This window comes from Burkholderia sp. AU4i (assembly GCF_000466765.1).
In the GTDB taxonomy this organism is placed as follows: domain Bacteria; phylum Pseudomonadota; class Gammaproteobacteria; order Burkholderiales; family Burkholderiaceae; genus Burkholderia; species Burkholderia cepacia.
In genome coordinates this window covers 1-659 of the sequence record NZ_ASSI01000401.1, presented here as the reverse complement: position 1 = coordinate 659, position 659 = coordinate 1, and the positions used below count along the sequence as shown (strand labels likewise).

1 pseudogene is annotated in these 659 nt (G+C 60.5%); it reads left to right on the top strand.

The window, feature by feature from the left end:
* Window positions 1-659 (top strand): annotated as a pseudogene (locus L810_RS43040) (Tn3 family transposase); the annotation flags it as partial.

Below are 659 nucleotides of genomic sequence, written 5' to 3'. Positions count from 1 at the left end.
GCAGTTTCAGGCTTCCGGTAAGGCGATCAATGACAAGGTGCGGATGTATGGCCGCATCGGCCAAGCTTTGCTGGAAGCCAAACAGAGCGGCGGCGATCCGTTCGCCGCCATCGAGGCCGTAATGCCTTGGGACACCTTTGCCGCCAGCGTCACGGAGGCGCAAAAGCTCGCGCAACCGGAGAGCTTCGACTTTCTGCATCGCATCGGTGAAAACTACACCACGTTGCGCCGCTACGCACCGCAGTTCCTGGACGTACTCAAGCTACGGGCGGCACCAGCCGCCAAAGGCGTGCTCGATGCCATCGACGTGCTACGCGACATGAATAACGACAATGCTCGCAAGGTGCCCGCCGACGCGCCGACCGCATTCATCAAGCCACGCTGGGCGAAACTGGTGCTCACGGATGATGGTATTGACCGGCGCTACTACGAGCTGTGCGCCCTGTCGGAGCTTAAGAACGCGCTGCGCTCAGGCGATGTCTGGGTGCAGGGTTCGCGCCAGTTCAAGGACTTTGATGAGTACCTGGTGCCGGCCGAGAAGTTCGCTACTCTGAAGCTGGCCAGCGAATTGCCGCTGGCAGTGGCCACTGACTGCGATCAGTATTTGCACGACCGGCTGGAATTGCTGGAACAGCAGCTCGCTACCGTCAACCGCATGG